Source organism: Methanofollis sp. W23, assembly GCF_017875325.1.
Classification (GTDB): Archaea; Halobacteriota; Methanomicrobia; order Methanomicrobiales; family Methanofollaceae; genus Methanofollis.
In genome coordinates this window covers 1,634,381-1,660,766 of record NZ_JAGGMN010000001.1, presented here as the reverse complement: position 1 = coordinate 1,660,766, position 26,386 = coordinate 1,634,381, and the positions used below count along the sequence as shown (strand labels likewise).

The 26,386-nt window shown below is 60.6% G+C and carries 27 protein-coding genes; 8 read left to right on the top strand and 19 right to left on the bottom strand.

Translation table 11 applies throughout. From position 1 onward, the window contains the following. Positions 1–27: 27 nt before the first annotated feature. The 3 genes from J2129_RS07090 to J2129_RS07080 are packed head-to-tail and all read left to right on the top strand — an operon-like array spanning position 28 to position 3,629. The gene (locus J2129_RS07090; protein ID WP_209630201.1) at positions 28–528 is read left to right on the top strand and encodes a signal peptidase I; all 501 of its coding nucleotides are present in this window, start codon (positions 28–30) and stop codon (positions 526–528) included. Continuing rightward, on the top strand, positions 529–2,553 hold the full coding sequence (locus J2129_RS07085) for a DUF2341 domain-containing protein (protein WP_209630200.1): 2,025 nt from the start codon (positions 529–531) through the stop codon (positions 2,551–2,553). Positions 2,554–2,555: 2 nt separating this feature from the next. Then, positions 2,556–3,629 (top strand): hypothetical protein, encoded by a 1,074-nt coding sequence (locus tag J2129_RS07080; RefSeq protein WP_209630199.1) that lies wholly within the window; start codon positions 2,556–2,558, stop codon positions 3,627–3,629. A gap of 833 nt (positions 3,630–4,462) precedes the next feature. Here J2129_RS07080 and rnhB read toward each other — a convergent pair. Next, the gene (gene rnhB / locus J2129_RS07075) at positions 4,463–5,134 is read right to left on the bottom strand and encodes a ribonuclease HII (protein WP_348632306.1); all 672 of its coding nucleotides are present in this window, start codon (positions 5,132–5,134) and stop codon (positions 4,463–4,465) included. Positions 5,135–5,157: 23 nt separating this feature from the next. Here rnhB and J2129_RS07070 point away from each other — a divergent pair, with 23 nt between their 5' ends. After that, positions 5,158–5,826, top strand: coding sequence for a TrkA family potassium uptake protein (locus tag J2129_RS07070; RefSeq protein ID WP_209630198.1), 669 nt, complete (start codon positions 5,158–5,160; stop codon positions 5,824–5,826). 951 nt (positions 5,827–6,777) lie between these two features. Here J2129_RS07070 and J2129_RS07065 read toward each other — a convergent pair. The 16 genes from J2129_RS07065 to J2129_RS06990 all read right to left on the bottom strand — a co-directional run bounded on the left by J2129_RS07065 (position 6,778) and on the right by J2129_RS06990 (position 19,199). Continuing rightward, positions 6,778–7,977, bottom strand: coding sequence for an NAD(P)/FAD-dependent oxidoreductase (locus J2129_RS07065; RefSeq protein ID WP_209630197.1), 1,200 nt, complete (start codon positions 7,975–7,977; stop codon positions 6,778–6,780). Then, on the bottom strand, positions 7,967–8,146 hold the full coding sequence (locus J2129_RS07060; protein ID WP_209630196.1) for a 4Fe-4S binding protein: 180 nt from the start codon (positions 8,144–8,146) through the stop codon (positions 7,967–7,969). The genes J2129_RS07065 and J2129_RS07060 overlap by 11 nt, the downstream gene beginning before the upstream one ends. 11 nt (positions 8,147–8,157) lie before the next feature. Next, positions 8,158–9,435, bottom strand: a complete 1,278-nt coding sequence (locus tag J2129_RS07055) for an ATP-binding cassette domain-containing protein (RefSeq protein WP_209630195.1) — start codon at positions 9,433–9,435, stop codon at positions 8,158–8,160. Positions 9,436–9,443: 8 nt separating this feature from the next. Then, complete coding sequence (cbiQ, locus tag J2129_RS07050; RefSeq protein ID WP_209630194.1) at positions 9,444–10,226, bottom strand: cobalt ECF transporter T component CbiQ; 783 nt, start codon at positions 10,224–10,226, stop codon at positions 9,444–9,446. 45 nt (positions 10,227–10,271) lie between these two features. Next, positions 10,272–10,562 carry an energy-coupling factor ABC transporter substrate-binding protein gene (locus tag J2129_RS07045; protein WP_209630193.1) on the bottom strand — a complete coding sequence of 97 codons (291 nt, stop codon included), beginning with the start codon at positions 10,560–10,562 and terminating at the stop codon, positions 10,272–10,274. Then, on the bottom strand, positions 10,559–11,254 hold the full coding sequence (locus J2129_RS07040; protein WP_209630192.1) for an energy-coupling factor ABC transporter permease: 696 nt from the start codon (positions 11,252–11,254) through the stop codon (positions 10,559–10,561). The genes J2129_RS07045 and J2129_RS07040 overlap by 4 nt, the downstream gene beginning before the upstream one ends. Positions 11,255–12,144: 890 nt before the next feature. Then, a complete protein-coding gene (locus J2129_RS07035; RefSeq protein WP_209630191.1) occupies positions 12,145–13,263 on the bottom strand; it encodes an endonuclease Q family protein in 1,119 nt (372 codons plus the stop codon). Positions 13,264–13,265: 2 nt separating this feature from the next. Beyond that, positions 13,266–14,009 carry a proteasome assembly chaperone family protein gene (locus J2129_RS07030; RefSeq protein WP_209630190.1) on the bottom strand — a complete coding sequence of 248 codons (744 nt, stop codon included), beginning with the start codon at positions 14,007–14,009 and terminating at the stop codon, positions 13,266–13,268. Beyond that, positions 13,997–14,158 (bottom strand): RNA-protein complex protein Nop10, encoded by a 162-nt coding sequence (locus J2129_RS07025; RefSeq protein WP_209630189.1) that lies wholly within the window; start codon positions 14,156–14,158, stop codon positions 13,997–13,999. Before J2129_RS07025 ends, J2129_RS07030 begins: the two co-directional genes overlap by 13 nt. After that, positions 14,155–14,940: a translation initiation factor IF-2 subunit alpha gene (locus J2129_RS07020; RefSeq protein WP_209630188.1), complete on the bottom strand. Its 786-nt coding sequence runs from the start codon at positions 14,938–14,940 to the stop codon at positions 14,155–14,157. The genes J2129_RS07025 and J2129_RS07020 overlap by 4 nt, the downstream gene beginning before the upstream one ends. A 9-nt stretch (positions 14,941–14,949) precedes the next feature. Continuing rightward, the gene (locus tag J2129_RS07015; protein WP_209630187.1) at positions 14,950–15,138 is read right to left on the bottom strand and encodes a 30S ribosomal protein S27e; all 189 of its coding nucleotides are present in this window, start codon (positions 15,136–15,138) and stop codon (positions 14,950–14,952) included. Positions 15,139–15,143: 5 nt separating this feature from the next. Next, complete coding sequence (locus J2129_RS07010; protein ID WP_209630186.1) at positions 15,144–15,422, bottom strand: 50S ribosomal protein L44e; 279 nt, start codon at positions 15,420–15,422, stop codon at positions 15,144–15,146. Positions 15,423–15,577: 155 nt separating this feature from the next. After that, complete coding sequence (locus J2129_RS07005; RefSeq protein ID WP_209630185.1) at positions 15,578–16,213, bottom strand: DNA replication complex GINS family protein; 636 nt, start codon at positions 16,211–16,213, stop codon at positions 15,578–15,580. Next, positions 16,210–17,349 carry a DNA primase small subunit PriS gene (locus tag J2129_RS07000; protein ID WP_209630184.1) on the bottom strand — a complete coding sequence of 380 codons (1,140 nt, stop codon included), beginning with the start codon at positions 17,347–17,349 and terminating at the stop codon, positions 16,210–16,212. The genes J2129_RS07005 and J2129_RS07000 overlap by 4 nt, the downstream gene beginning before the upstream one ends. Beyond that, a complete protein-coding gene (locus J2129_RS06995; protein WP_209630183.1) occupies positions 17,346–18,917 on the bottom strand; it encodes a tRNA uridine(34) 5-carboxymethylaminomethyl modification radical SAM/GNAT enzyme Elp3 in 1,572 nt (523 codons plus the stop codon). Before J2129_RS06995 ends, J2129_RS07000 begins: the two co-directional genes overlap by 4 nt. A gap of 6 nt (positions 18,918–18,923) precedes the next feature. Beyond that, positions 18,924–19,199 (bottom strand): UPF0058 family protein, encoded by a 276-nt coding sequence (locus J2129_RS06990; RefSeq protein WP_209630182.1) that lies wholly within the window; start codon positions 19,197–19,199, stop codon positions 18,924–18,926. 54 nt (positions 19,200–19,253) lie between these two features. On the opposite strand from J2129_RS06990, the gene J2129_RS06985 reads away from it, so the two are divergent. Further along, complete coding sequence (locus tag J2129_RS06985) at positions 19,254–20,138, top strand: ADP-ribosylglycohydrolase family protein (RefSeq protein WP_209630181.1); 885 nt, start codon at positions 19,254–19,256, stop codon at positions 20,136–20,138. Between the two features lie 1,672 nt (positions 20,139–21,810). Here J2129_RS06985 and J2129_RS06980 read toward each other — a convergent pair. Together J2129_RS06980 and J2129_RS06975 are read right to left on the bottom strand one after the other, a co-directional pair. Continuing rightward, complete coding sequence (locus tag J2129_RS06980; protein WP_209630180.1) at positions 21,811–22,266, bottom strand: UPF0179 family protein; 456 nt, start codon at positions 22,264–22,266, stop codon at positions 21,811–21,813. 7 nt (positions 22,267–22,273) lie between these two features. Continuing rightward, a complete protein-coding gene (locus J2129_RS06975) occupies positions 22,274–23,356 on the bottom strand; it encodes an NAD(P)-dependent glycerol-1-phosphate dehydrogenase (RefSeq protein ID WP_209630179.1) in 1,083 nt (360 codons plus the stop codon). Positions 23,357–23,367: 11 nt separating this feature from the next. Between J2129_RS06975 and J2129_RS06970 the strand changes: the two genes are divergently transcribed. The 3 genes from J2129_RS06970 to proS are packed head-to-tail and all read left to right on the top strand — an operon-like array spanning position 23,368 to position 26,224. Beyond that, positions 23,368–24,213: a DUF63 family protein gene (locus J2129_RS06970; protein WP_209630178.1), complete on the top strand. Its 846-nt coding sequence runs from the start codon at positions 23,368–23,370 to the stop codon at positions 24,211–24,213. After that, positions 24,206–24,778 (top strand): stage II sporulation protein M, encoded by a 573-nt coding sequence (locus J2129_RS06965; protein WP_209630177.1) that lies wholly within the window; start codon positions 24,206–24,208, stop codon positions 24,776–24,778. The genes J2129_RS06970 and J2129_RS06965 overlap by 8 nt, the downstream gene beginning before the upstream one ends. 9 nt (positions 24,779–24,787) lie before the next feature. Then, complete coding sequence (gene proS / locus J2129_RS06960; RefSeq protein ID WP_209630176.1) at positions 24,788–26,224, top strand: proline--tRNA ligase; 1,437 nt, start codon at positions 24,788–24,790, stop codon at positions 26,222–26,224. Positions 26,225–26,386: the final 162 nt, after the last annotated feature.

Genomic DNA, 26,386 nt, shown 5'->3' with positions numbered 1-26,386 from the left:
AGACCCACACAGCACACGCGTTGAACAATGACAGAGAAAGGGAAGGCCCTGGCCGGGCGGCGGGGGGTGCTCCTCCTGCTCCTGGTCGTGGCAGCGGGCGCCATACTCCTTGCGGCGATGGGGGGGTGGCGGGTGGACGCCGTGCTCTCGGGGAGCATGGAGCCTGCGATCCCTGTCGGCGGGGTGGTGGTCACCCGGCCGGTGGCGGCCTCTGAGATCGGGGTGGGGGAGGTCATCACCTACCAGACCAGAGGGCACCTCACCACCCACCGCGTCGTCGAGGTCGTCCCTGGCCCGCCGCGTACCTTCGTGACGAAGGGCGACGCCAATGAGGATCCAGACCCCACACCGGTCTCGGCCGGGGACGTGGTCGGTGTCGTCTGTCTCTCCCTCCCCTTCCTCGGGTATCTTGGCCACTTTGTCAGGAGCCCTCCGGGTTTTGTCCTTCTGGTCCTCGTTCCCGTATTTCTCCTCCTTCTGACCGAGACCGTGTCGCTCCTGCGGCAGGGCGGGAAAGGGGGGACATAGATGGACCTTCGTGAGCGGGGCGCCGGGTTGGTTTTATTTTTTCTCCTTGTCCTCGCCTTCTGTGCTCTTCTGTTCGGTGAGAGCGGGTGTGTCTTTGTCGATCATGAGAAGACCAGGGAGATCGCCTTTGAGGCATGGCGGTCAGAGTGCCGGGAGTGGACGACGCAGGCGGACTTTGTGAACTGTACGCCTGAAAACGTCGATGTGCACCTGAGACCTGGCAGTGTGACCCTGGCGCTGAAGGGGAGTGGCAAACCACTTGAACCACGAGCGGTGGTAGGGGAGTGGAGTCCTCAACAATGGGCCGGGCCTGAGGTGGACCGGGACGTGGGGAATGATGTTGCTGCCCCGCCTCCCATTGATCTGGAGGACGAACCCTCTCCCTCTCCCACTGATTTGCTCGCTGATCCGGATCCTTCCCTTGAGAACGAGACGGCCGCAAATACCTCGATGGAGGATGGAGAGGAGGGTGGAGGCGGTAAAGGGTCCGAGCATGTTTCCGCTCCTGATCAGTCCACTCGCAGGGTGTCTGCACAGATCATGGCGACACAGATGAATGCGACGGCGGCGAACCTCACGGTCGAAGAGGAACTTATAGATCCAGATGGGGTCGAGGTGTTGTCGCCAGCGCCTGTTCTGCCTGCCGCAGGAGAAGAGGATGGAAACGATGACGATCCCCTTGAGGTCCTGGGATGCAACAAGAGTGCAGGAGAGATCCCGGTGCGGGAACCTGCAGGCCAGGAGATGATTGGGGAATACGATCCCGTCCTGGCCCCCTCCCCGCCGGCCGCAGGCATCGGGACCGAGGTGACGGGCGCCGGGGGAAGGGTCTGGAAGCGTTGTGCACCGGTCACCATCATCAATCCAGGCGGCCTGCTCACTGATTATCAGGTGAGGGTTGAGGTGCTGTATTCAAAGGGGATGAAGAACGACTTCCGTAATATTAGATTTACCAATACAACAGGCCAGGAGTCCCTCCCTCACTGGTGCGAGGGATATGAGAAGAAGAGTTCGGCGGTCTTCTGGGTGCGGGTGCCGTCCATCCCTTCAGGAAATTCGACCATCTATATCCTCTATTGGAATAAGAATGCACAGAGCGCGAGCAATGGGACGGCTACATTTCTCTTCTATGACGACTTTGGAGATACCACCACTGGTTCTTTGGATCGATGGACTTCAGAGGGTACCATTGAGACAGAGGTGTTCAATGATGGCGGAAATTATGTTCTGAAAGTCTCTAGTCCGTTATGGAATGGTCCTCCATTTCGGGATGATCTTCCATCCTGGATCATTGACAACGGTGGATATCTCATCGCAGATCACAACGAGAGTTGGGATAATATCGCTGTCAGGGAGCGTATCAAGTTAGATGGTGGTTCTATTGGAGTCGCGGGAATCACTGCTCGATATGAGAGTCCAGAAAATCATCTCTCAGCATATGTGCTAGGGAGTTTTACAGGGATTTCTGGTTGTACTGAAGGGAGATTATGGCTCGGTGAGATATGGGATGTACCCTGGGATCAGGGGACATGGCATACCGAAGAACTTGGCCTCTCCGGGGGTCGGGCCGACCTCTCTGTCGACGGAGATTGGCTTGGGAGCACCATGTCGCCTGAGAATGCTCCAGAATATGGGAAGACTGGCCTCTATGTCTTAGATATTATTCCTCAATACCGTGACGAACACATCGTCCGCCGCTACTGCCCGGTCTATGGGGGGTATCATCAGACCGGCACCCTCACCTCAGACGTCTTCGACACCGGCGACACCACCTCGAAATGGGACTCCCTTGCCTGGGACGCCGACCTCCCTGCGAGAACAGAGATCGCATTTGCGGTGCGGGCCTCGAACAATTCGAACGCGTTCTCCGGATGGATAGCGGTGGGAAACACCTCACCAGTAAGCGCGGACGCCCTCCCCCAGGGCCGCTACCTCCAGTGGCGGGCCACTCTCTCGACGGCCGACGAAACCCAGACTCCCATCCTCGAAGAGGTGCGGGTCTGGTACACCCCGGGAGGATCCTGACGATGCGGCCCGCCCCTCTGCTCTTCATGGTGCTCCTCGCGATCGTCCTCACAACCCCTGTCTCTGCCGCGGCGATCGATCTCGTCATCGACGAGGAGACTGCGGTCTCCTGGAACGAGACCGGGCTCGCCCCAGGCGACGAGGGAGAGGGGGTGGTCATGCTCAGGAACGCCGGGAACAGGCCCGGCACCCTCTCTCTCTGGGTGAGCGCCCTCACCGAGACCGACGCCGGTGGTGACGGTGCCGCCCTCGGCCGCTACCTCCTCTTCAATCTCTCGGGCGAGGGACTGGAGAGCAGGGTCACGTTCCCGGCACCTCTCGCGGCCTTCCCGCATGGCCCGGATGATCCGAATTCGATCCAGGTCTCAGGTCTCGGTCCTGGGGAGAGCGTCGCCCTCACCTGGCACTGGGAATTTCTTGAGGCCCATACTCCGCAGAACGACGCTCAGGGTGATACTCTCACCTTCGAGGTCACCTATCATCTTGTCGAGGTACCTCCCACCACCCCGTCACCCTCTGGTCCAGGAGACGGCGGGAAGAAAGTGAGATACTGGTTCCCATCCGCAACAGGGATGGATGGGGTTGAGCCTGAGAATAGAACCGTGGTCGCAGACGGATCGGTCGTCCCCCCGACACCCGCCGGCCCTCTCCCCCCGGCAGACTGGAGTCTAATCTTCCACTGGCTTCCCGCCCTCCTCGGCATCGCCCTCCTTGCCTACACCCGCAACAAGGCGGCGAGCGAGGGGACGCTCCCGCAAGGGACAGACACGCCGACCTTCGTCGGGATGCTCCTGGTCCTCGCCGGTGCCGGGCTTGCGGTCGTCGAGATCGGGGGGTGGTCAGGGTTGACCTGCGTAGGCGGACTCTGCCATGCCCTGGCCGGGGTGCTGGCCGCAGGCGTGATCGCGTTCGTCCTCATCTGCTGTTGTACCAAGAAGGGACGGGCATGGCGGTCACGTCGCTCTGCCCTCCAGCGCCGCCACGTCGTCAGGACGATCACCCTCCTCCTCCTCGTCGCTCTTCTCACTGGATTGCTGATGGCGTTCACTCGGTGGTGGGGGGTGCCTCTGGGGTAGTATCCGGGCAACTGGCTGATCCTTGAGTTCATCCCAAAAATCTCTGTGGCTAGAATATCCCTTTGAACCGAAGCGCTTCCTTCCAGAAATTCTGGCCTCTCTCCTCCGCCGGAGGGCTTACCTCTCGAAAATCATAAATTTTCTCGACTTCTTCCGGTCGTACTCGGAGATCAAAGATCTTCTCAAGCTCACTGGCGCTCGCACCCCCCGGACCCCCCGTTAATGAAGAGGTCATCCCAAAACTCTCCGACCTTACCTTTACAGAATATAGCGATGGATGATGGTTGAAAGATCCTCGCCCCCTCGTAGCCTAAAGAAGCACCTATGGCCTTCCCGCACGCTTGTGCTGGGGGCGGGGGCGCTGCCCCTTGGACCCCCGGGATGGCGATAGGTGGAGGATGGCGTCTTTTATAATCACGAAGGAAGGATTACTGTCCTCCTCCCTATCTTCTGCGGAGGGACCGGGGGGCTGCCGCCCCCCGGCGGAAGATACGCATTCTAAATTCTTGGAAAGGAGTGTTTCAATTCAGGCCTCAGAGGGTTTTGGGATATGCTCGAAGATTGACGGGGGATTCCCTACGGTCTTTATGGTCTTCTCTTTGCTTTCCCTGTCCAATCTTCGTCCCGCGGATCTAGTGGAAACGTGCGTGAGCAAGTTTGAGGAGATCTTTGATCTTCGCTGTGCGACCGGAGGGAACTTGAGAATATCTATGATCATCGAGATCTCCCCCGGTGCGAGCATGGAGGGGGACGATTGCGTCACATTCGAACTAAAAACAGATGAGAAGTCTACGGGACTTCTCCTCCGTTGCCCAACTCTCTCGTCTCACCTGCTAAAAATCGCCAAGACTTGTCTGCCGCCGCCGGTCGAAGAGTCGGGAGACCGTCTCCCAGCTCGTGCGGGCAAAAGCCGGGGCGGTGCCGTGTCCCGCGATATAGTCCTTGAGATAGGCGATGGTGACCCGGTCTGAGGGATACCCGCTCCCGACCGCGCCGAATTCTGCCCTGAGATCTTCGAGCGCCCGGTCCCTCGTCACCTTGGCGACGATGCTTGCAGCGCTCACCACCGGGAAGAGGGCGTCGCCGTGATGGCGGGCGACGACTTCGCAGTCGCCGCCGATGAGTGCAGCGACCTTTGAGCGGTAGCGTTCCTCATTCACATCGCAGGCATCAAGATAGGCCCGCCCGGCACCTCCCAGGCGCATGACCGCCCTGGCATGGGCCCTGGCCACCAGGTCGTTCATCGTCATCTCCTGCCTGAGCCGGTCGATCTCGGCCGCCTCGACCACCACCGTCTGCCAGGGGAACGACGCCGTGATCTCGGTATAGAGCACCTCCCGCCGCCTGGGGGTGAGGGCCTTTGAGTCCCGCACCCCGTCCGGCAGAGCTTCTTCGGCCTCGCACCCGACGACTCCGACCACCAGAGGGCCGAGGACTGCGCCTTTTCCCGCCTCGTCGACGCCACAGATCATGTACGGGTAGATTGGATGCACAAGGTATTTCAAGCCAGGGGCGGCAAATTGGTGGTGTGTATATCATCATCGTTGGTCTCGGCGGGATCGGGCGGAATCTGACGGCGATATCGGCATACCGCGGCGACAGCGTCGTGGTCATCGACCAGGACGAGACGAAGTGCAACGACATCCTTGAGCACTATGATGTGCTGGCGATCGCCGGCGACTCCACCGACAGTTCGATCCTCGACGACGCCGGGATCGACCGGGCGCAGAGCCTTGTCGCGACGACGAGCGATGATGCCGTGAACCTGATGACCTGCTGGCTTGCGAAACGTTTCAAGGTCCCCAACGTCGTCTCCATCGTGAACCAGAAGGAGCACTCGGCCCTCTTCAAAGAGGTGGGCGTGAAGATCAGCGAGAACCCGGACGAACTCGTGGCGACCAGGCTCTATTACTGGGCCGAGAACCCGAACATGCAGCAACTCGCCTCCATCCCGGGCGGGACGATCTTCGAGGTCGTGGCAGAGGAGGGGGCGCCGATCATCAACCACGAGATCAGGGAACTTGAAGTGAAGAACTTCGTCTTCATCGCGATCAGGCGGGCAGGCGGCGAACTGATCATCCCGAGTGGCGACGTGAAGATCCGGCCAAGTGACATCATCACGGTCTTCACCAAAAAAGAGGCCGAGAAGGAGTGTATCACCATCCTTAACCGGCAGTTGAAGAGTCCAGAACCCTGAATATCCCCTTCGTGTGCTTTTTGGCTCTGTAGAGACTCTCGCCTTTTATGGGTGCACGCGCGATTCTCCTGCCTTCTCTCGTGAATCGCCCCCGGCGCAAGGGTATGGGAAGGCATGATGATCAGTCGTGCCGCCCTCATCGCAGACTCTTTCCCGCGGTCTCGCGCCGGAGGGCTTTTCCCCCCGACCCCCCTGGAGAAAATAGGCGGAGGCGACACGATGCAAGATTTCTGGCCGTTCCCCCGTCACGAGGAGAATGACCAGAGATCCTTCCACGCCCTGGAACCCTGTGACATGAAAGTTTCAATCGCGTATGCGTGAACCTACGGTTCATGCTCAATTCTACTAGAGCTGTTTTTTCATTTTTTTGGCTCTATAGAAATGCTCTTAATGATTATCTCTGCGGGGGTCGTGCCGCCCCCCGAACCCCCCGCGCCACGATAGGTCGTGGACGGCAATCCCTCTTCAAGGATTTCGAATATGCCTTCCCAGTTCAATCTTCATCCCGGGGGTTCGGGCGGGTGCCGTCCGCCAGAGTGTTTCATCAAGAGGATTTACCATGAAAATGATCCTGACGATTATCTCTCCGGGTTTTTATGAGAATTAGAACTATCCATATCTTGTTGAAGATGATATTCAGATTACTGAGACCCCTTCAGCATGATCGGCGTTCTGCCTCCCCGCCCCTATTGCCATCCCGGGGTGCGGGGGCGCCGTGCCCCGCGACGAGGATAGGTGGGCGGGAGGTGAGTGGTGGTCCCCCCGTGGTGTGTGTGTGTCCTGCGCGAACGGGGGATCACGGGTCCACACACCCTGGAGACCCACGATCATGTTCATCTCGTATGCGTGAACTCAGGTTCATACTCGATTCTACAAAGCCGAAAAAAGAATCAGGGAGGCAGGTGCGGATCGCGATCCGGCGCACCCCTCCCTGCCAGGCACGTATTGGTCTTAATGTTTCAGGGCATCTTTGAGTTCTCTCAACTCAAAGAGCATCTTTGGATTTCTCTTGATCAGTTCCATGACCAGGGCCCTGACCGAGAACTCGGCGAAGTCGATATGTGCGATCGAATCGGCGAGGTCGTTCATCTTCTCGTCAGAGAGTTTTATAAAGAACTCTTTGACCTTGTAATTGCGCTCAAGGCTCTGGCCCATCTTCGAGTTGCGCCACTCCTCGTCGTACGGCATCAGGGCCGCCTTCGACGTGTCGCCTGCTGCGATCGCCTCTGCCGCCACCTCTGCAGCGAGCCTTCCGGTGACCATCGCGTTGCCGATCCCGCCGCCGGTGATCGGGTCGACGACCCGTGCGGCATCGCCGACGACCATCAGCCCGTCCGCCACCGTGCAGTCGAGGGGCTGACAGACCGGATCGCCGCCGAAGACACACTCGATGATCTTGCCGTCAGGGTAGTGCTCGGCCATAAAGCGGTCGAGATAGTCCTTGGCACGGTTCCCTGGCCCCCTCTTTGCGGCCGGGATCCCGATCCCGATATTGGCGCACCGCTCTCCCTTGGCAAAGACCCAGAGATACCCCTGCGGGGAGACCTCGTTGCCGAGGTAGAAGTCGTTGCAGACCGGGTCGATGTCGATATCGGTGACAAGATACTGGATGCAACTCATCAGTTCGTCTGCCGGGACTGTTGAGTCGATCCCGCACCACCTGGCGAACTTGGACTCCACCCCGTCGGCGGCGATGGTGACCGCAGCCCTGACCTCCTGCTGTGTGCCGCAGGACTCGACAACCGCTCCCATGACTTTGCCGTCCTTGATGAGTGGTCTGACGGCCCGTGTCTTGACATAAACGTCTGCACCGGCTTCAGAGGCCTTCCAGACCAGTTCACGGTCAAAGATCTTCCGATCGAGGACGTACCCGACCTCTGCACCGGCCTGGTCCTCCTTGAGTTGGATCTGGGTCCCGTCAGGGGCGATGATCCGGGCGCGTTTGATGTCTGCGGAGATCCAGCGCGGGTCAGGCTCAAGAAACTCGGTGAGGAGGTTTTTCCCGACCCCTTCGGCACACCTGACAGGGACCCCGATCGCCGGCCTCTTCTCGATGAGGCAGGTCGAAAGTCCCTTTTTTGCGGCGGTCCATGCTGCGACGGCACCGCCTGGTCCGCCCCCGATGACGAGGACGTCGTACTCAGACTTCATCGGTTACCTCCAGCGCACCAAGGGGGCATGCCTTTGTACAGATGCCGCAGCCGATACAGGTCTCGCTGTCGACGGTCAGATATGCGTCGATCAGTTCGAGGGCCCCTTCAGGGCATACAGAGACACAGGCACCGCAGTACCCACATATCTCCCGGCGAATATTGAGCATTGTACACAATATTATCCCGCCATTCCATTAATATTATCTTCCCGTTTCGACTGCCTACAGTCAGGGGCGATCTCATTATTGCTGCATCTTTCACGGTGTTCTGTCCCTGAGTCTCCCTGCTGATGCGGATCTCGCCCGACAGCCCGGATCTGGATCTCCCGGCCGCTTTCCCGGGCATAGGTGGCGATCCGCTCGCGGGTATGGGCGAGCATCCCGCCGGTAGTGAGGATGAGCGAGTCCTCCCCGGCGACCGCCCGCAGGAGACACTTGTCGATGACGCCGTAGGTGAAGTCCAGGACAATCCCTTCCTCAGATGCCCGACGTTTCGCCCTGGTGCCCATCGCCCCCACCCGGGCGACGGTGCCCGAAGAGAGGAGGGTGGCGAGAGCGGTGTTGTCGGTCCCGGCGGCGTCCCAGAGATGGATGGTCCCACGCCTGTCCTGGGTAGGCCTTCCGTCGGCCAGGCCCTCGACCAGGTCGGTGAACTCGAGTGCGCTGCGTGGTGGCGTTTTGTCTTTGAAATACCCGCGGTCGGAGAGTTCCTGGTAGAGGTCCAGCACCGCAGGCGGCTTGAGCCTGGCCTGGTGCAGGAGGGCCGGGTCGGAGAAGATCGCTTCAGGGCTTCCGTGCCTGAGCACTGCTCCGTCCTCCATCAGGACAACTTCGTCGGCCCAGCGATAGGCGAGTTCGACGTCGTGCGTGGAGAGGAGGATGGTCCGGCCCTCGTGGTTCAGTTCGTCCAGCAGGTCCATGACCTCCTCGGCGGTGGCCGGGTCGAGGGCGCTGGTCGGTTCGTCGAAGACCAGCACCTCCGGGTCCATCGCAAGCACCCCTGCGATGGCGACTCTCTTCTTCTCCCCTCCAGAGAGGTGGTGGGGTGGGCGTTTCTCATACCCGTTCATCCCGACCTGGTGAAGGGCCCGCCCGACCGTCTCATTGATCTCGTGCTTTCCCATCCCGAGGTTGAGGGGGCCGAAGGCCACGTCCTGCCAGACGGTCGGGGCGAAGAGCTGGGTGTCTGAGTTCTGGAAGACAAGCCCGACCTTCCGCCTCACCTCGCGGAGGGAGCGGGTGTCGTACTGCACCGGCACCTCGCCGATCTGCACCTCGCCCCGTGTCGGCCTGAGCATCCCGTTGCACATCAGGAGGAGGGTGGTCTTGCCGGCACCGTTCGGGCCGACAAGGGCGACCTTGCTCCCTTCTCTGACGGCGACGTCGATGCCGCGGAGGGACTCGGGTTGGTTTGAGTAGGCGAAGTGTACGTCCTTGAATTCGATTGCGTCTCTCATGGTCGTTCTCAGAATATCTGTACGCCTCTGGTCAGGAGGGCGATCACGCCGACGGCGAGGAGGTACGCGGCGACGGCGGCGGTGCTCAGGGGCGAGGGGCCGTCACCACCCTCTTCGAGGGGGAATTTGCCGTCATAGCACCTGGCGTCCATGGCAAGGATCAGTTCCTCTCCTTTCTCCCAGGCCCGCACAAAGAGTGCCCCAGCAAGCATCGGGAAAGAGCGGAGCGAGTTCCTGAACCCTGTGTAGCCCTGGCGGATCTCCTGGGCATTGTGGGTGGCCACCGCCTCGCCGATGAGCATGAAGATGAAGTGGTAGATGAGCATGGCGAGGTCGACGAACTCTGCCGGGAGTCTGAGCCCACGCATCACCGCGAAGATCTCGACCATCGGGGTGGTGAGCGCGATGAAGAAGAGGGAGCACATCCCTGCAAAGGTCCGGGCCAGGACGAGGGCGGCCATGTCGGCGCTACCGGTGGTGGCGGTGAGGGTGAACCCGCCGACTGGGAGGGTGATGAGGGGTGCGCCCCCGCCCTGGAGAAAGAGGATCACGCCTGCAGAGAGGGCGGCGAAGGAGAGGGGGATGGCGAGGAGGGCGGCGTAGAACCGTCCTGGTGTCCTGGCAAGAAAGACGGTGATCGCCGCCATGGAGACGGCGATGAGGAGTGGGGCGACCGGGCCTGTCGAGAGAATGCCGACGGCGATCGCTCCTCCGCCGAGGACAAGTTTGAGTCTGGTGTCGACGTCCCGCAGGGCGTTCTGGTGGGCATAATCGTCCAGGATATTCTCCATGCTCCTCTCCTGCTTTCCTCTCTCATCTACAGAGAAAGGGAAGTTTCAGGTATTAATCCGCCTCCCGCGGTAATAATACCCGAAGAAGAACCCGATCACCAGTGCCCCGATGGCGGACTGGAGACAGAAGAAGAGCGACTCGATCTCGCCGCTCGGGGGTTCGTAGAGGGGGTCGGCCCAGGGTTCGTACTCGGTGCCGGTCATCTCGTTGATGACGTCGCCGGCCTGGTCGTCGGTCCCGCTCCATTCGTGCTCGCCGGTGTTCTGGACGAGGACAAATGCGCCGGTGAAGATGAAGAGAATTGCAAGGACGGTAACCTCCAGTGCGTACTTCATGCCTGCACCCCCTGCAGCCGTGCGACCACTGCGTTGGAGATCACGCCGAGTCTGACCAGGATCTCGGCGCGGACATCAATGATGTACTTGAAGGTCAGGGCGATGACCGCACCCTCGATGATCGCAAGGGGCACCTGGGTGACGGCGTAGACCGCGGCGAAGGCGACGAACGAGGTGACGACCCCGCCGGCCTCTGCCGGGAAGGCGAGGGCGAGCTGGGCCGCGGTCACCACATAGGTGAAGAGATCGGCAAGGGCGGCGGCGAGGAAGACGGTGAGGTAGGTGTTGAGCCCGACCTTCTGGCCGCCCCGGTAGATTGCATAGGCGAGGAGCGGACCTGCGATCCCCATGGAGAAGAGGTTTGCTCCCAGGGTGGTGAGGCCGCCGTGGGCCAGGAAGATCGCCTGGTACAGGAGGACGATCAGCCCGAGGATCGCGGTGATGAAGGGGCCAAAGAGGATGGCACCAAGCCCGGTCCCGGTCGGGTGGGAACAGCTCCCGCTCACCGACGGGAGTTTGAGTGAGGAGAGGACGAAGACGAAGGCACCTGCGACGGCGAGGAGGGGGAGCGCCTCTCTCTTCTCTCTCATCAGTATTCTCAGTTGATACATCCCGTAGACGACAAACGGGGCAGAGACCAGGAACCAGAAGAGGCACCAGGCCGGTGGGAGGAACCCTTCCATGATGTGCACGATATCACCTATATCAATTTAATTTGAGTTAGGGAAATATGATCATACTTCTGTGCGGTCATGGTATTTATCCTGCGCTGTTACTCGGGGCGACAACGAGGGCCGTGGGGCCTTTTGCCCCTTCGCTATGAAGAGCGAGGGGGAGCGATTGACGGTGGACCGGTGAGTCGTTTTCCCTCCGTGATCGATCCCTCTCGATGTCCTCCCCCCTCTTCCTATTCGCTGTGAACGAGAGCGAACATGAGAATATCGTTTCTGTTGAATCCCTAACTTTTTCCGGATGCGAACGCGATTCAACCGCCTTCCCTCATGCTCAACACCTGGGGCGAGTGCCGCCCGGACTCTGGGATGGGAGGTAGGGACAGGAAGGCACCATCAATGACGATGAAGAGTGGAGTGCTGTCTCCCACCAATCGCTCGCGCGGGGGGGTTCGGAGGGCGGCACGCCTCCTGCCAGAGAGATTCATCAAGAGGATTTCTACAGAGCCCAATTCCCGGCCATCCCCCTCCAACCTTCCATGATGAAGGGTGAAGAGGGGGAGATCACTCTCACTGGTCCTCTGTCAATCGTCAGTGATCTGGTTCTCTAGGCTTTGTAGAAACCCTCGCCTCTTGTGTGGGTGAGACGTGTGTCACCCACCTTCTTACCTCTTTGGCCGGGGGCTCTGCCCCCGGACCCCCGAGACCACGATAGGGTCGGGAAGGCAGAATCGATGACCATAAAGAGAGTGCTGCCGCCCTCGCCCTATCGTGTGGTGGGGGGTTCGGGGGGCGGCACGCCTCCTGCCAGAGAGATTCATCAAGAGAATTTCTACAGAGCCGTTCTCTAAAATCTTTCTCCATCTTTAGAGAGGGAGACATGGACTGATCAGGTCCACCTTTCTCCTATGTTAAAGAAAAGAAAACGTGCCGTATTTTCCGCCGCCGCCAGGGACGAGTTTTACCTGTCCCTCCCTGAATGCGCCGATGGCCGCCCCGATCTCGGGGTCGACCCCGGCGATCTCTTCTGGGGGCACCTCGGCAAGGACGGCGATCTCGGTCTCGAAGGTCTCGGTCAGGCGTGCATATCGCGCCTCCACCTTTTTGGTCATGGGGGAAGAGACGCCGAGGACCACCCTGATGATCTCGCCGAGCGGGATGATGTGATAGTAGGGGGGGCGGCCAGAGAGATCGCCGCCCCCGCCGAGTTCATGGGCGCGGTTCTGCACGCCCTTCTTGATCCTCCCGCCGTCGACCGGACAGGTCCAGGCATGGGCCTCTGCCTCGTCGAGGGAGTAGTGCCGGTAGCACCTGGTGCAGGCCGTGCGGTTGTACTTCCCCTCCTCAGGGAAGAACCCGGCATTGAGAGAGACCTTCCCTTGTTTCACCGCGTCGAAGGCGGCCTTCGTCGTGACCGTATCGAGGTCGAGGCGGTTGAACTCGCGGCCCAGTTTGACCGGATGGGCTGAATGGGCGTCAGAGTTGGAGAGGAAGGGGACGCCGTCGAGTTCAGGGATCCCGGCGCCGTATGAGGTGTCGGCCGAGAGCCCGAGTTCGAGAAAGTTGATCGGTTCTTCGCCATAACAGGAGGCGACCGAATCATGCGACGCATAGAGCGAGGTCCAGGGGGTGAAGGCATGGGCTGGGCCGACCAGACCACCGAGGTCATGGACCGCCGCGGCGATCGTCTCGCCGTCGAGGCGCACATGCGGCCGTCCCCCGGTCAGAAGGTCGCGGGAGTGGGGGGCAAGGACTGCGGCGAGTTCCTCGAAGAGAGAGAAGTCCTCCATGATGATGAGGTGGTGGACCCGTCCCTTCCCCTCCACCTCGGTGGTCGGGAGGACGACCGTCCCGGTCTCATCTTCATATGCCTTCCAGGCCGCCCGCCACTCTGGGTGAAGGGCGTCCCCGCTTCCCAGCACCTCGATCCCCTTGACCGCTGCCGCCTCGCAGAGAGACGCCGGCGTCATTGAGGGTGAGGTCGCCATCGAGAAGGGGGAGTGGATATGGAGATCGGCATAGACCGCCATGGTCACCCGATATAATTGAGAGACTCGTCCTCTTTGCCGCGTTCCATCTCCTCGTACCTGGCGATGATCTTCTCCATCTCCGCGGCATGCTCGGTAAGCCGTGTGGGATCGACCTCGATCCCGAGGAGCCTGGCAAGGACCAGGAGCACCTCCCTGGCACTTTTCGGGTCGACGAGGTACCCGGACGTCTCGCCCATCAGGCATATCCCGTCCATATTGCGCTCTGCAGAGAGCCCGAGGAGGAGCCCTGCCGCCCCGACGATCCCGCCGGGTTCGTCGCCGGTCATCACGCCGCCGGCCGTGGTCACCTCTTCGATGAGCCTCTCGTCGTTCACTGCGCCGAGCACGTGCGGCTCCTCGACCAGGTGCCCGACCCCGAACCCGCCCAGGGTATAGACCCGCTTTACCCCGAGTTCCTCGGCGATGTCGAGATATGCTTCTGAAAGGAGATAATGCCCCTCATTTGAGGTGCTCTGGAAATCCCCGATGAGAAACGCGATCGAGATCTCTTCGCCCTTCCAGAGATAGATCTCGTTGGAGGGCAGGCGCGCAACCCCGCCAGGTTCGATGAGCACCTGTGGTGGGAAATAAATAGAGTAAATATCCACGATCTGTTCTGCGCCGAGTTCATCGATCAGGTGCTCGACGACGAGTTTGCCGACCTGCCCGATCCCTGGCAGGCCTTCGATGAGGACGTCCGCCTTGACCTTATCTTCGGTGAGAAACGCTATGTCTATGTCGTCCATCGCTTTGCCAGCCTCCTGTAGGCGCCGTACCGGTCCTGAGGAGAGTATCTGGCCGGGTGTGCCGTCCTTGTCGGCCCCCCACAGACTGGACAGCGGAAAAACAGGGTGTAGCGGCGGTCCCGCTCACAATATCGGATCCGACCGCTCATGCACTCTTTGCCTTTCGTACGAACTTTCCGGAGTCTTTTGCCCGTTCCATGACCCCAATTGCCGCGGTCGATGCCTTGTCAATGACCTTCTCGGCCTTCTTGTAATCAGGGGCGGTGACCTTCACCCGGTAGTTCGGTGCCCCGAGATAGGTGAGTTCGATCTCGACGTCGTCATCGACCTTTGGCTGGGCGCTCCTGAGGGCCCTGCGGATGATGTTTACGCCGTCCGGCTTTGTCGAGGTGAGGACGAGGGTGCCGGTGATCGTCACCCTCGGGATCTTTACATTTTCCTGTGCGACGGTCTTGAGGGCCTCGTTGACCTTTGAGTCAAGCTCGAAGGTCTTCAAGGCGTCGTCGCCCTTGACCACGATCTCCTCGAATGCCGGATAGAGCAGCCCGAAGGCAGCGTAGAACGTATCTTTGATCGCTTGTGGATCGGTGCCAGTGTCTTTTGCGACAAACCCGATCCACTTCTCGGCCTTCTGCTCGTTCTTCCACTCCTGGATCTTCTCGCGCCGCTGGTGGTCGTTGACATCCTTGAGAGAGAGGTCGATGTGGCCGCGGCGTGGGTCGACACTGAGCACCTTGCAGACGACCTTCTGTCCCTCCCTGACGTAATCGCGGATGTACTTGACCCAGCCGGTGGCGATCTCGGAGATATGAATGAGCCCTTTCTTGCTCGTGTATTCATCCAGACGCACAAAGGCTACAAAGTCTTTGACGTTTTCAACGGTGCATACGACGAGTTCGCCCTCTTCCGGCCATTCGTCTTTATCGTGCATCTGTCAATCTCACTGGAGTTCTGCCGTGATCTCAGCCTTGATCGTTGCCCGGCCACCGGTAGGTTCGGCGAGCACATGCCCGCAGACCGCACACTCGACGACCGTTGCAGCCTTCTCGAAGATCACCTGTTCGTTCTCGCAGTCCGGACACTTGACCTTGTAGAACTTGCTCCTGTTCTCTCTGTGCTGACGTACCATTTTTTTCACTCCACAATCTCGAACTTGCCTGCTCTCCAACCCGGACGGAGGTGTGCTTTCCCGCACTTGGTGCAACGGTACCTGATGTTGACCTTCTTGGTCGGCTTATCGCCACCAGGCACCTTTGAGAACTTGCCCATGTTGCCCACTTTGCCTCTCCGGGCTTTCTGCCGGTCGATCCAGTGCAGGCCGTTTACACGACCTTTCTTCACCTTTTCAACCTCGTGTACCTCATGTGATCTGCAGTGCGGACAGTAAGCCCTAAATTTTGCTGGCATCTTCATGAAATAAGCCCCTCACGATGGTCGTTGCAGCCCGTCCCGGGCTTTGCGGCAGTGCCGGGTCCGACCGTATTATCTGGGGGATCGGGGATCCATAGAAGGACCGCCCGTCATTATCCCGCCCTGATTGCCCGGCACTATTCTCTCGAATACCTGTATTATTTGATAAGCCTTATATTTAAGGCTATGTTGCGCCCGCAGAGGACGTCCGCATTCTCCCTGGGGAGGGTGACGATATCCTCTCTCTCAAGGGCATAGGTGCGGCCGTCAAGTCCCATGAACTCGGGAACCTCCTCTCTGATCAGCACCAGCGCGGTCTCGCTCTCTGGCGTGACCTCGAGTGCCGGCCCTTCCTCCTCATGAGGCAGAGGGACCGGTCCGGGCTCGTGAGGTGCAGAAGAGAGAGTGAACTCCCTCTCTGTCCCTTTCAGGAGGTCGCTGCGGCATGCGGCGATCTCGCCGCAGACCGCATCAAACATCGCCCGCTCTGCCGGCAGCATCAGTTTGAGTTCTTCTTTGTCTGAGTACTCGGCCTCGTTCTGGGCCTCCGCGAGTCTCAGGATCTTTTTGAGCCTGATCTTGATGATGGCATTGAGCGTCTCCTTGATCGCCTGGAACCTGTCCTGGAGGACGGCGCTCTCCTCGGAGAAGGGGTCTCTGATATGATCGATCTCGTCGTAGAGTTCGTCGAGAGAGACCTTCGCCGCCCTGAAGAGGTCGTTTGGGATCTCGGAGAGTTTCCCGCTCTCCCGTTCGTTCCATACGATGATCCTGAGGTCGTCAAGGTCCATCATCTGGCCCCACCCCCGACCTCGGCGATCCCGCGACAGCAGAGGAAGACGGCCAGGGCCTCAGGGACGAGGTTGGTCCCCTTCTTCACCGTGTAGGTGTTCCCCAGGATGGGCATGGAGAGGGTGAATGCGGCGTCCACCTTCACCTCCCGCTCAGAGAAGACGACGGCGTCGACAAGAGGGTCGAAGTCGGGAAGTTCCTTGAGCGGGACTTCGACGACTCGCAACCCGCTCCCGCCGTGGAGGGAGGTCGGCATCCTGATCAGGCGTTTGATGTCGGTCGTCACCGGTTCGTCGACGAGAGCGGCCCTGGCCTTGAGGAGGGGGACGAGTTCGCCGCCGTCCTCGGAGAGGATGGTGTGGAGCACCGGAGAGGAGACAAGGTTCCTTGGCATCCCGCCTGCGGCAAACTCCTCTGACTGGACCGCGGCAAGGAATCGTCCGGCATAAGTCTCTCCCACCCCTTCGATCCCGAGCAGATGGGTGCGTGCGGCCTTCTCGCCGTCGGCAAGGAGGTGGTCGGCGTAGTCGCGGAGGGCCGCGGCGACCCTGCCCTGCCAGCCTCCTCCTCCTCCTCGTCCCCCGGCAAAGAGGGAGGTGGGGACAAGCCCGGTGGCGCAGAGATAGTCGACGACCTCTCTTCGTTCCTGGCTCTCCCAGCCAAGGACCCGCGGGTCCCTGACATGGACGTGATAGCCCCGCCCGCCAGAGAAGACCAGGGTGAGCGACTTCCTGGAGAACCCGAGTTCGTCGGTGAGCATGGCCAGGAGTTTCTCGACCTCCTCCTTGACCCGTGCGAGCATGGCGTCATAGGCCACGCCCTTCACCAGGTGGTCGGCGTCGATGTCGAAGATGAGGTCGGCCCCGGTCCATCCCTTCTCGCCCATCGTCGCGGCGCCAGGATCGGAGTAATAGGCCGTCGAATAGTAGGCATGCGCCGGCGCCATCGACCTGATATAGTCGGTGCACTCCTCGCGCGATCCGAACCCGAGGTGGCGGCGCATCCGCATCCCCTGCCCCTGGCCGAAGAAGACAAAGCCCCACTCCCGCTGCTGAAGCGCTGGAGGCATGGCGAGGTAATGCTCGCGATAATACCAATTGAACCGTTGGCTGAGGAATTCAAGGGTTGCGGGTTTCATTGCAGTCTCTTTATCATGTATGGCCCTTCGCGTTCATAGCCCTGACCCCGGTAATAAGGCCTGACTCCGACCCCGCTGTTGACGGCGATCTTTTCGAACCCGTCGGTGCGTGCGGTCTCCTCGGCCCTGGCAAGAAGTTCTCTGCCGAAATTGCGGTGCTGGAACTCGCCTTCCCGGCCGTGTGTCCCGAGAGGGACCATCATCCCGTAGACATGGAGTTCGCGCAGCAAGGCCGCCCCGTCGAGTTCGGGCCTGACCGCTTCGCCTGGAGAGCGCAGGCGCGCAAATCCGATAAGGGCGTCGCCGGCCTCGACCTGGATGAAGTGTTCGGTCCCGCCGCAGCACCCATAGGCGAAGTCCCGCATCCCGGGTTCGCCGGAAGGTCTGCGCCGCCCGGCCTCGCGGCACCTGATGCACCGGCACTCCCTGCCCTGCTCATGCAACCGCTGCTGGGCAAGCTGCCTGAAGTTGGAGTGGTGCGACCCCGCGACGATCAGCCGCGCCGGGATGTCGCGCTGCACCCGCTGGAGGCGGACGTATTCGGGCAGGAGAGACTTTGCATAGGCGACGAGGTCCACCAGGTCGTCTTCAGGGTACGGGGCGAATTCCCCCTTCTCCCAGAGACCCTCGATCTCAGAACCCGGCGTCACCAGGGTGGGATAGATCTTGAGAAAGTCGGGCCTGAACCGTTCGTCTGCAAAGAGCGTCCGAAACATCTCGCGGTCATTTTCGAGGTCGCTCCCAGGAAGGTTTGGCATCATGTGAAACCCGACCTTGATCCCGGCGTCCCGCAACAGACGGTTTGCCTCGACCGCGTCGGCCACGGTGCACCCGCGCCGGTTGAGGGTGAGGACGGCGTCGTCGGTGTGCTGGACCCCGAGTTCGACCTTGGTCACCCCAAGGCCGAGCATCTCGTCGACATGCTCGCGCCTGCACCAGTCTGGACGGGTCTCGAAGGTCGTGGCGATGCACCGCACCGGCGCCGACTCGTTCTTCTCCAGGACCGTCGCCGGGTCAAAGGGACGGTGTGCGTCTGAGCGGTACTCGTTCATGGCGTGGACGCACGAGTGGACGAACCATTCCTGATACTCCCGTGGACGTGCGGTGATCGTCCCGCCCATCACGATCAGTTCGGCCTTGTCCACGTGGTGGCCCAGGGCCTCGAGCTGCGAGAGCCTGGCCTGGACCTGGGCATAGGGATCGAACTCGTGCTGGGTGCCGCGGAGGGCCGCGGGCTCCTGCCCGGTGTAACTCTGCGGCGAACCAAAGGGGTGGTCTGGGCCGCCAGGGCAGGGGAGGCACTTGCCGTGCGGACAGGGGGCCGGTGAGGTCATCGCCGCGATCGGGGCGACACCCGAGATCGTCCGGGTAGGTTTGACCATGAGGACCTCGCGCAGCACGGGCTCTTCGTCTGGAGTGGCTGCAGCAAGGATCGCGGAGTTCTTGGGGATAGAACTCACGCGATATTTCCGGCAGACCGCGATTTTAATTCGCTGGAGGTCTGCGGGTTCACAGGGTTGAGAAGAGATGCGGGAGATGATCTCCCGACAGAGGTCAACATTATCCATACCGTCTTAATGCTCTTGTGCTACGCCCTCATTATGGGTTGCCTTGTGGATCCCTTCCACCTGCTGGGCGTGGGGAGTGACGTCGCGCAGCTGGTGGACCAGGTCCTCGCCGAGGGCGAGGATCGCTTTCTTGTGGGAGATCTTGTTCTTGTGGATGTGGGCGGGGGAGACGCCGAGCACATCGTAGTCAGGGGTATAGACCTCATCTCCGGTCGTGGTCTCATAGTACTTCTTGATGTGTATCAAGAGCATGTGTAAATGGAGCAACTCTTCTTTCTGCACACTATCACCTAACTTCAAAAATTACATTTTTTCAGCGGTTGATATAGTTTATTGGTGATCTTTATATTGGACTTCGCACGGGCGGCTGGGTGCCTTGTAGGGCTTGCGGTAGGCGACGCGTTGGGTGCGCCCCTTGAGGGGATGCTTCCCCCGGAGATCCCGGTGACCGGAATGCGTGGTGGAGGGGTCCATCATATGGTGAGAGGCGAGGTCACAGACGATACGTTCCAGGCGATTGGACTTGTAGAATCTCTCATCTCGTGCCGGGGCTATGCCCCCGCGGACTTCATGGGGAGGCTGGTCAGGGCCTATGAGGAGGCGCCTGAGTTTTATGGGCCGACCTCGAGGACGGTCTTTGCCCTGGTCCGCGAGGGATGCGCTCTTGAAGAGGCGGCGGCCGTTGCGCATATCATAAACGGAGGGAGCAGGACGAACGGAAGTGTGATGCGTGCCCCGCCCCTTGGGGTCTACTATCCGCCGCGCGCGGTGCGTGAGGTGAGTCGTGCGTGCTCGGCACTCACCCATTATGACCCGGTCGCCGGCGAGTGTTCGGCCTTCGTAAACCAGATGATCTCGGAGATGTGCCGCGGGGTCACGAAGGGGCGGGCCTTCGTCCATGCCCTTGCCCGGTGCGAGCACCCCGAGGTCGCCGAGCGCCTGGGTGATTTTCGTCGCTGGCCCCTCGACTCCTCGCTTGATGCCGTCCTTGCCACCCATGCCGCCGTAACGGTCTTCATGGACTCGGACACCTTCGAGCAGACGCTGGTGCGGGCGGTGAACCTGGGCGGCGACGCCGATACGGTGGGGGCGATCGCCGGAGCGCTTGCCGGGGCCGGTTATGGGTTTTCATCCATCCCGCACCGGTGGCTCGTCGGCCTCCGTCATACCGGGAGACTCCTTGCGCTTTCAAGGGGGCTCTGTGCGGTGGCCAGGGAGTGAAATGCTCCCGGTGATCGGCGCTGTAGAGATGCCCTTGATGTTTTAACTGTTACTTCTCGTGCCGGGGGTTTCACCCCCGGACTCCTGCATGGCGATTGGCAGGGTGCTGTAGAAAAAGGGGGAATCCCCGCGACCTGTTGATGCCTCCCCTGCCCAGTCTTCCCCCTGGTGGTCAGGGGTATGCGGCTGGAAAGAGGTTGAGAAACAGTTCTTTAATTCGGCATGAGGCGATTCACGCCTCACCAGATGGGATGAACATTCCCTGTTGTTGGGGCTTTGTAGAAATGCTCTTGATGACGATCTCTGCGGGGGGCTTGGCCGCCCCCTGGTCCCCCCGCGCGATTCGAGAGGCGGGGGATGGCAATACTCGCTTCATGTTCAATGAATGTGCCTTCCCGGCCCTATCTTCAATCCTGGGGGTCCGGGGGCAGCGCCCCCGGAGAGATGATGGGGGAAGGCGCCTGAATCGCGCTCGCACTGAGAATAGGTAAGGGTTTCTACAGAGCCTGTTGTTTGGGCTTTGTAGAAACCTTCAGGATGGAACTCTCTGGCAGGGGGGCGTGCCGCCCCCGGCGAGAAGATAGGGGACGGGGGGTGAGTCACACTCACACCAGGAATCGGTGAGGGTTTACCATGAAAATGATCCAGACGATCCTCTCTTCAAGTTTGCATGAGAGTTTGCACTCGTAATATCACGTTGAAGCCGATACGCAGAGGATAAAAAAATTCTTCTGATGGATCGGCCGCTCCCATCGTCGAGATTTCCCTGCCATCTTGCGCCGGGGGGTTTCACCCCCCCGGACCCCCCACGACAAAGAGAGGTGGGGGCGGCGAATGGAACACGATCCCCCCCGATTCTCCTCTCTTGAAAAGAGAGAGCATGTGATGAGAAATTTTCATCACGTATGCTTGAACCCCACGTTCATGCCCGATTCTACAGAGACGTTGTTGGATCATTATTTTAAGACAGAAGAATTGGTGGAGGCCGTGTTCAATTTCCTGACCCCGTCTCTCCTCATCGTAGAGGGTCCGGAGGGTTGGACCCCCCGACACGAGACTACTGTCGAGTCAAGAACGAAAAGTCGTCACCACGATGCAATAGAACGAGAGGTCTCTCTCCTCGCGTGAAGAGAACGTAGGTCTCGCCACTATCCTCTTCATGTTCTCGCCCCTGCCTTCCCGTCCCTCTCTTCATCCCGGGGTTCCGGGGGAGCCGCGCCCCAGGGGCGAGGGCACGGGAAGGGACGTCGATCCACGGTGCCGCCCCCACAGAAAAACGAAGACATTGTTGTCACTCTCTCGCGTCGGGGGGTTTCACCCCCCCGGACCTCCACGATGGAGATAGGGGTGGGGGCGGCGAGGAAGCGGCGATCCCGCTTCCTGCCTACTCATGAAGAGTGTGATCCGCGGCATCCCGGTCGGACATGTGAGTGATGACACGACACTACGGTGATGATTTGACGATTGGGCCGGGAAAGCAAAACTGTGATCGTGACGATGGTCTACGACCCCCCGCCACTCTTTATCACCGGCGGGTGCGGGGGAAAGCCTTCAGTTCAAGACGATTGGTCAGGCCTCGGGGAGTTCTGGGGTATGCTCGCCAGGAACTGGTGAGGATTTCTCAAGGGTCAAAAAAGTGGGGGCGGTCTAAAAAGATCTGAATCTTCTGTACTCAGGCCCCGACCGGGCGCAGTTCGACAAGCTTGAGGGTATGCCCCTTCTCGCAGATGTCGGGCCCGCTGCCAAGCACCTTGGTGACAGTGTACTTCTCGCCCTCAATAACCCCGTCAGGGTGGCAGAGATGATAACTCCGGCACCCGCTCCTGGTGCAGGGCGGCTCGAAGCGAAGACTTGAGTTGAGGATGGCCCGGTCGGCCGGGACGAGTGCGGTGACCGGCGCCTCGATCACCTCGACCGCACAGATCCCGTCCTTGTGGACGGCACAGTCCTGCCTGGTATTCGGCCTGACCGCCACCACCTGATATTTTTTTCCTGGCTGGAGATTGTGGCAGACCTTCCAGATCTTGCAGTTCCGGCACTCGGTCGCCTCGCCCTCATATATGAACTCAAGCCCGATCTCCGCGAGACACGTCCCGATCAGGGTCACTTTTGCTTTTGGTTTGGCCATTGTCTCCTCACTCCTCCTCATAGAGCATCCTGACAAGTCGCCCGGCACTCTCCCTCGAGAGCCCCATGTCCAGGATCGTGAACCGCTCAGGCCTGATGGACCTCGCCGCCAGGAGAGCCTCGACCGCAGTCTCATCGTCGATCCCGAGTTCCGCCGGGGTCGTCGGGGCCCCGAGCCTCTTCAACGAGTCCCTGATCCACCGCCAGTCCCCGCCGTGCAGGTACATGGTCATGATCGCCCCGACCCCACACTGCTCCCCATGGAGCGCCCGTCCAGGAGCGAGACGGTCGAGGGCATGGGAGAACTTGTGCTCGCCCCCGCTTGCCGGCCTCGACGACCCGGCGATGGACATCGCCACCCCTGACGAGACCAGGGCCTTCATCACGATCCATGCACTCTCCTCAGTCCTGGCACCGATCACCCCGGTGTTCTTCACGACGATCTCGGCCGTCATCTTCGAGAGAGCCATCGCGTACTCCGAGACCGCATCGCCCCTGAGACGGTGGGCAAGTTCCCAGTCCAGGATCGCGGTATAATTGGAGATGATGTCGGCACACCCCGCGGCCAGGAGGCGCGGCGGGGCGGCGGCGATGATCGCGGTGTCGGCGACGACGGCGATCGGTGGGTGAGCGTCGAGCGAGACACTCCCCTCTGCCGTCGGGACCGAGGCGCGTGCCGAGGCGATCCCGTCATGGGCTCCGGCCGTCGGGACCGAGATGAACTGGCGGTCAAGATTGTACGAGACGATCTTCGCGGTGTCGATGACCCGCCCGCCACCTGCACCGATGACGAAGTCGGCCCCGGCCCCACACTTCTCGGCTTCAGCGATCTCGTCAAGCGACCCGGTGCGGACGAGAAAGGTGGTCACTTCGCACCGGTCTTCCAGGAGGGCGGCGATCCGGTTGCCCGCGATCTCCTGTGTCCGTTCACCGGTGATGAGCAGGACATCTCTCCCAAGCCCCAGGTCCTGGCAGACGGAGGGAAGTTCGTCGAGCACGTTATGCCCGATGAGCACGTCACGCGGGAGCTGCATCCACTTGGACTTGTCAAAGACCTTCTCCCTGAGTACTTTAATATCCTCTCCGCCCATTGAGATCACAGATGATTAGGGACTTCATCTACAAATATTACATCGATCCGATCAGATACGGCCAGGCGTACACGGTCGTCGATACGCTGACCTATGCGATCATCCTGATCATCGCGGTCTATCTTGTCTACCGGGGGCTCCAGCGGTTCGGGATCACGGTGGACCGGAAGTTCGTCCTCTCCACCATCCCATTCGTCGTGCTCGGCGGACTCCTGCGGGTGGTCGAGGACACCGGGATGATCACCTCTGACGCCAGGTTTCTGCTGATCACCCCGCTCATATTCTTCGTGATCTTCTTTATCACGGTCGGGGCCCTCTTTCTCTCCCGTCTCCTTGAGCTCAAAGGCGTGGTCGCCGACTACACCCGGCCCTATGCCTGGACCGGGACCGCGCTCTCGGTGGCATCGTTCTTCCTCCTGATCTACTGGGGGGCGACGCACACCCAGATCGACCTCGTCGTCCTCACGGTCATCCCGCTGATGGCGGTGGCCTCGACGGCCGCGATCTGGGGCGCCCTGCGGTATCTTGCCGGATGGGAATATGTCTCCGAACCCCTGTACACCCTCCTTATCTTCGGGCATATGCTCGATGCGAGTGCCACGAGTTTCGGGATCGACCTCCATCCCCTCCACTATGTGGAGCAGCATGTCGTCGGGTCCTCTCTCATCGAGTTGACCGGGACGGCCTTCTCGATGTTCCTCCTGAAACTGGCGGTGATCGTCCCGGCGATCTACGTCCTTGAACTCTATCGCAAAGAGGGGAGCCCGGCCTTCTGGCACCTGGTCCTGCTTGCGATGATCATCGTCGGGATGGCGCCGGGGATCAGGGACCTGATGCGGATGGTGCTCTATGTCTGAGGCCAGGCACATCTTTCTCCTCTCCCTTGCCGTCACCCTCCTCATCTTTTTCGGGGGTGGCGGGGCCGGGTATTATCTTGCGGCCTCGGGCGATCCCGCCGCCCAGACCCTGATGGAGACAGTGACCGAGGGGGTCTTCAGCCAGGTCGCCGACGATTCATCTCTCATACTCGCCGCAAAGATCTTTCTCAACAACCTCCAGGCCTGCGTGATCCTTTTCCTGGGCGGGGCGACCTTTGGGCTGCTCACGATCTTTATCCTTCTCACCAACGGCCTGGTCATCGGCATCTTCGTCAACGAGATCAAAGATGTCATCGGGCCGCTCGGCCTGGCCGCAGGGCTTGCTCCTCACGGGATCTTCGAGCTCCCTGCGATCTTTATCTCGGGCGCCCTCGGACTTGCCCTGGCCAGGGCGCTGGTGGCAGAACTGGTGGGTCAGGGTGACGCCGTGGCCGAGGCCAGCAGGATGGGGGGGCAATTTCTCCGTATTGTCGTCCCTCTTCTCGTCGTGGCGGCCGTTATAGAGGGATTTATTACGCCCGCGCTCCTACAGATAGTGATTTGAGGTACCCTAATGGAAGAAGAGAGCGGTTCACTCCCACCAAAATCTGACTTTTCGGCATGGTATAATGACGTGCTCTGGCGGGCGGAGATCATGGACGTCCGCTACCCGGTCAAGGGGCTGTATGTCTGGTACCCCTTCGGGTTCGGGCTGCGGCGGCAGACCTATGCCATCCTCCGCGACCTCCTCGACGGCACCGGGCATGAGGAGACGCTCTTTCCGCTTCTCATTCCGAAGACCGAGTTCATGAAGGAGGCCGAGCACATCAAGGGGTTCGAGGACGAGGTCTACTGGGTCACCCATGGCGGGCTCTCCGAACTCGAGGTCCCCCTGGCCCTGCGGCCGACGAGCGAGACCTCCATCTACCCGATGTTCGCCCTCTGGATCAGGTCGCATGCCGATCTCCCGCTGAAGGTCTACCAGATCGTCAACACCTTCAGGTACGAGACGAAGCATACACGGCCGCTCATCCGTCTGCGGGAGATCACCTCGTTCAAGGAGGCCCACACCGCCCATGCCACCTGGGACGAGGCGGCGGCGCAGGTGGAGACGGCGCTCTCCCTGTACACCAGGTTCTACGACGACCTCTGCATCCCGATCACGATCTCGCGCCGGCCAGACTGGGACAAGTTCCCTGGCGCCGACTACACGATGGCCGTCGATGCCCTGATGCCAGACGGCCGGACGCTCCAGGTCGGGACGGTCCACCATCTCGGCGACCACTTCTCAAAGACCTTCGAGATCACCTACGAGGACGCCGAGGGGCAGCAGCAGTATGTCTACCAGACGTGCTACGGGATCTCTGAGCGGTGCGTTGCGGCGACGATCGGGGTCCATGGCGACGACAAGGGCCTGGTCCTCCCGCCGAAGGTGGCCCCGGTCCAGGTGGTCGTCATCCCGATCATCATGAAGAAGCGTGCCGAAGAGGTGCTGGCGGCGGCCGAAGCGCTGAAGGCCGAGCTCGAAGACTCCGGTCTCAGGGTGCGGATCGATACCAGGGATATGCGTCCTGGGGCGAAGTACTATCACTGGGAGATGCACGGCGTGCCCATGCGGGTCGAGGTCGGGCCGCGTGACCTGGACGCCGGGACGGTCGTCGCCGCGACGAGAGACGGCGAGAAGATGTCGGTGCAGAGGGACGAGGTCGTCACGGCGGTCCCTGAGATCCTGGGCGCCTATGCGGCCCGTCTCCGCACGCAGGCCGAGGAGTTCCTCACCTCCCATATCACCGAGGCCGGGAGTGTCGAGGAGGCGGTCGAGGCGGTCAAGACCGGGATCGCGGTCGTCCACTGGTGTGGCGACGAGGCGTGCGCCGAAGAACTGGAAAAGGCGACCAACGGGAGCGTCCTCGGTACCGAGATCCGCAGCCCGCATATTAAAAAGACTGAGGGTTCGTGTGCGGTCTGCGGCAAGAAGGGGACTTCGACCGTCATCGCACGGACGTACTGAGATTTTCTAAACTCTCTTTTTTTTGGAATGAGGGCTCTGTAGAATCCCTCCCTCATTCTTCAAGGTCATCCCAGAACTTTTGCGCCCTCCTCCTCGCCGATGATCGCGATCGGATGATAATGAAGAGATTCCTGTTCTTTCATCGCGTATCCATACATTTTT